This is a genomic window from Chamaesiphon sp. VAR_48_metabat_135_sub, assembly GCF_031418915.1.
Lineage (GTDB): Bacteria > Cyanobacteriota > Cyanobacteriia > Cyanobacteriales > Chamaesiphonaceae > Chamaesiphon.
Genome location: NZ_JANOJV010000301.1, coordinates 1 through 4,131 on the forward strand (window position 1 = coordinate 1; position 4,131 = coordinate 4,131).

General features: G+C 43.1%; 7 protein-coding genes. All 7 read left to right on the top strand.

All coding sequences use genetic code 11. The features are described from left to right. Positions 1–99: 99 nt before the first annotated feature. Complete coding sequence (locus RMO55_RS20705; protein WP_310429863.1) at positions 100–351, top strand: hypothetical protein; 252 nt, start codon at positions 100–102, stop codon at positions 349–351. Next, positions 348–1,004: a Fic family protein gene (locus tag RMO55_RS20710; protein WP_310429869.1), complete on the top strand. Its 657-nt coding sequence runs from the start codon at positions 348–350 to the stop codon at positions 1,002–1,004. Before RMO55_RS20705 ends, RMO55_RS20710 begins: the two co-directional genes overlap by 4 nt. Before the next feature lie 43 nt (positions 1,005–1,047). Further along, positions 1,048–1,638 carry a DUF5678 domain-containing protein gene (locus tag RMO55_RS20715; RefSeq protein WP_310429871.1) on the top strand — a complete coding sequence of 197 codons (591 nt, stop codon included), beginning with the start codon at positions 1,048–1,050 and terminating at the stop codon, positions 1,636–1,638. A 71-nt stretch (positions 1,639–1,709) separates the two neighbouring features. Further along, positions 1,710–2,744 (top strand): PDDEXK nuclease domain-containing protein, encoded by a 1,035-nt coding sequence (locus RMO55_RS20720; protein ID WP_310429874.1) that lies wholly within the window; start codon positions 1,710–1,712, stop codon positions 2,742–2,744. A 97-nt stretch (positions 2,745–2,841) separates the two neighbouring features. Beyond that, positions 2,842–2,979, top strand: a complete 138-nt coding sequence (locus tag RMO55_RS20725) for a hypothetical protein (protein ID WP_310429876.1) — start codon at positions 2,842–2,844, stop codon at positions 2,977–2,979. A 23-nt stretch (positions 2,980–3,002) separates the two neighbouring features. Further along, a complete protein-coding gene (locus RMO55_RS20730) occupies positions 3,003–3,488 on the top strand; it encodes a hypothetical protein (RefSeq protein WP_310429878.1) in 486 nt (161 codons plus the stop codon). After that, the coding region (locus RMO55_RS20735) for a hypothetical protein (protein ID WP_310429880.1) at positions 3,481–4,131 on the top strand (651 nt) is incomplete at its 3' end. The genes RMO55_RS20730 and RMO55_RS20735, both read left to right, overlap by 8 nt.

Sequence of the window (4,131 nt, forward strand, 5' to 3'; positions counted from 1 at the left end):
CATTATCAGACATTAGATGTTAATTAGGTAAAATTGGGGTACTGGGATCGATCGTGATATAATTAAGTGGTCAGAAACCAATCACCAAAGGTATTTGAGATGCAAGCAGTTCAAACAACCACCGAATTAACAGCGAAACAGAAGATCGATCTACTTGCCCAAGAAAATAACTTAGTACATAGCCATTCTCAACTTGATGAGATTGGTGCAACGTTTTCTCGGCTTTCTGACGACGAAGTTGAGTTGGACAGGACTCAATGGCTGCTGGTAGAACTCAATCGCGCGGGTATCTTAACAGGCAAAGAGAATACGTTACTTCACGCTCAGTATTTACAGGAGCGAGATGCGTGACCTTTGACCCATTTGGTGACTTTGACAGCCGAGGTTACTTGCGTAATTTCGCTAGCCTTAAAGATATCTCAAAGGTCAAAGATCTCGAATATGCCTCGTTTCAAGGTAATCTTAGTCGAGCGATAAATGCGCTAGCAAATATAGATTTCATCGAGTACAAGCACGTTTTAGCGATCCACGAAACTTTGTTTGGCGATGTCTATCCTTGGGCTGGTCAAGATCGATTACTAACTGCACCGAATGTCAATATCTCCAAGGGCGGTTACAGAGCGATGTTTGCCCAGCCTCCATATATCAGAAGGGTTACTGATTACGCGCTCGATAAAGGTCGAGATCCTAATGTTATGCGCGAACAACCTGGTCACATTATGGGATCGCTGGCTCATGCACATCCTTTTCTAGATGGAAATGGGCGCACTATCATGGTGATTCACTCAGAGTTAGCGTATCGGGCGGGAATAAGTATCGATTGGGGGCAAACTGACAAGACAGATTATCTAATGACGTTAACCAAGGAACTCAATGACCCAGATCAAGGACATCTAGACCTCTATCTCAAGCCGTTCATCCGAGATGCAGTAGAACGCCAGCGCTCTGCATCGGTATTGAAGTCGTTAAAAGGGCTAGGCGAAACAACAATTGGAGAAGAATAAATGCAGCAGTATTTTTAATTAATTATTGGGAGATCTTATAGAAATGAACGATCGAATCAGTGCTATTATTTCCAATTCTAAGACTAAGAGAGAGTTTCAAGGTCTAGAATTAGAGGCTGTGTCGGAAGCCATAAGTTTTGAAGATCGGATGTACGATCTCAATCGGGGTAAAACTTCCAGAAGATTGTTGATACATGGTAAGGACAAGCAGCAAAATGAAATTTTTTACTCTATTTATAATTTATTTTTGTATTTAGAATCTGAAAATTATCTCAGGAAGCAATCCGGTCATTTTCAAGATTGCTTGAATATTTTAGTAAAGGAGCATGGTGGAAAGTGGATTCTATTTGAGGATGGGAGAATCATTTACTCTGGAATAACACAAGAAGAGCTTGAAGCAAAGATTCGAGAGGGAAAGGATTCAGATTATTATAGACCTACTGACTTTGTTGCTTTTGTGCCATTGCATGTGGAAGATATGCAGATAAAGGCTCCAGCAGAACCTAAAAGTAAAGCGGTTATTGCCATTGCCGAGATTTTTCGAGCTGCTACCGATCGTGAAAAGTTAGAAATATTCAAAGAAATTTGCGATTTGAGAATTCAATCGATTGGAATTGAGCGTCCTGAAGAGTAATTAAAACTAATCGATTTAATTTCCAAATTCAACGCTACACGAACTACGAACTGCAATAGCCTCAAACCCGCATGGATCGACTCAGTACTGAATATCAAGAACTCCTCATCAGTCTCAAGCAACGGATTCGCACCAGCCAAATTCGAGCAGCTCTAGCTGTCAATCAGGAGTTAATTCTCCTCTACTGGCAAATTGGACGGGAAATTCTGTTGAGACAGTCTCAACAAGGTTGGGGTGCGAAAGTCATCGACAGGCTTGCTCAAGATTTACGCGAAGAGTTTCCCGAAATTCAAGGGTTATCTGGTCGTAATCTCAAATATATGCGGGCATTTGCAGAAGCTTATCCAGAGAATGAATTTGTGCAACAGCTTGTTGCACAAATTCCCTGGGGTCATAATCTCATCCTGATCAGTCGGGTGAAAGATGATAATGCCAGACTTTGGTATGCCCAGCAAATAAGTCTCAATGGTTGGTCTCGGAGCATCCTGACGCTACAGATTGAAAGTCAACTATATCAACGCCAGGGTCAGGCTGTAACTAATTTTGAGGCAACCTTACCTCCAGATCGATCTGATTTGGCGATGGCAACACTCAAAGATCCATATGTATTCGACTTCCTCAGTTTGGGAAAAAAGGCGCAGGAACGAGAGCTTGAGAATGCTTTAGTCCAACATATCGAGAAGTTTTTGTTGGAGTTGGGGGAGGGGTTTGCATTCGTTGGCAAACAGTTTCCTTTGGAAGTAGGTGGTCAAGATTTTCGGCTGGATTTGCTGTTCTACCATCTCAAATTGCGCTGCTATGTGGTAATTGAGTTGAAGGTGGATGAATTTAAGCCAGAGTATGCGGGCAAGCTGAACTTCTATCTGTCGGCGGTGGACGATCTATTGCGCCATCATAGTGATGAGCCGACGATTGGGATATTGCTGTGTCGGTCCAAAAATGGGGTGGTGGCTGAGTATGCGCTGCGGGACATCAATAAGCCGATGGGGGTGGCTGAGTGGACACAGGCATTGACTAAATCGTTACCAGATCCCCTTCAGTCTAAATTACCTTCGGTTGAGGAGTTGGAGGCAGAACTAGACTCGATTGAACTGGGAGATTCATAGAGCGAGTACACTGACTGATGTGGGTTTTACAAACATCGGTTGAGATGTTTTCAAGTTTTAAGCGCACCTAAAATCTAGAGAATTAGCGGAATAAAAAATGGAAGGAAAAGATTTACTAGATCAACTCGAAGTTTGCTGTCCGGTTTGCGGTAGTAATAGTTTTGGGACTGACGAAACCAATACACTCAGTTGTAATGAATGTGACTATTCGGAACCAGAACATGAACCAGATTAGTCGTTCTGAGGTTTGGTAGGATCGTGCCCACTAAAGTCCCCCACAATTGCTTTCCATGCTCCAAGGTCGGTAATGATGAGGCTAAGTTAAAGTCTTGCTGGGATAGTAAGCTTTGCCCTGCTAGACGGCATTATCACCGCAATCGTGGCAAGTTGTCGCTAGAACGCAAGGCGAAGCGATTGGGTTCTAGTAATATCGTTGAGATTGCGGTTAATATTCCCACGGGGTTCGCTGCTAGTGTAATTTTCTATCGAGAACGGCAGGATGCTCCAGTACATGCGATCGCGGCTGAGGTATGGCAGAGCGATCAGGGGAAGGTGCTGATGGTACAGCCGATGCACTGTTTGGGTTTGTTTCCGGCTCAAGTGGTGGAGGTGATGGTTGAGATTTTGAAGGCTTGTTCTAGTGAGTTGGGGGTGGAAATTACTAAGTTTGCGAATAAAGTGGAGTTACATCCGTCCCAGTGTCCAATCTTGGATTGTCCGATAAATAGTACAAAATATGTCTAAGGTTATTGCATTATATTTAGGGGCTGAAGTTGAAGATAAACTCTGGTTCCCCGTCAGAAAGATGATTTGGCATGGGGAAAAGTACCATACTGGATGCGTTGGTGGTGTGAAGGGTTTAATTGAGGCTGCTCCACTGTGGCGGCATTATTTTCAGCCAGAAGCTTTTGGGTTAATTAAGACTACTCGCGATATTCATTGTGATTATGCTTGTAGAATGCCTTTGGATAGACCTGAAGAAATGCCTTGGTATTTACCTAGTTTAGGATTACCAGCAGATATCCTCAATCCGATTGCGTTTGTGGCTAGAAGTGGTGGTTATCGGGAAACTGACAGTCTCGATGTTTTTCCTGAAGTTGCAGCAGATCCTGATGGTTACTATCGGTTTTATTTTCTGCTCAGGAAGCTGTATTTAGTTGAGGAAGCTGCGGTAGATACAGTGGTTAAAGGAGATGATATCGAGTGCGGTGATGGCTGGGCAATCCATCAACCGACAGGAAACAGAATTGGGATTTTGCCAGGTTATATTAGAGCTTTATTTACAGAGCACAGATCGCAGGTAGAGATGAAAGTTCACCAAGTCAATATGGAAGGACTTCTACAAGAGAGATTATTATGTTCGTTGACTTGTAAGGGATTTATCCCT

Excerpts from the sequence above, each read along its gene's own strand:
- RMO55_RS20705 (WP_310429863.1), top strand. The coding sequence starts at position 100 with ATGCAAGCAGTTCAAACAACCACCGAATTAACAGCGAAACAGAAGATC.
- RMO55_RS20715 (WP_310429871.1), top strand. The coding sequence starts at position 1,048 with ATGAACGATCGAATCAGTGCTATTATTTCCAATTCTAAGACTAAGAGA.
- RMO55_RS20720 (WP_310429874.1), top strand. The coding sequence starts at position 1,710 with ATGGATCGACTCAGTACTGAATATCAAGAACTCCTCATCAGTCTCAAG.
- RMO55_RS20725 (WP_310429876.1), top strand. The coding sequence starts at position 2,842 with ATGGAAGGAAAAGATTTACTAGATCAACTCGAAGTTTGCTGTCCGGTT.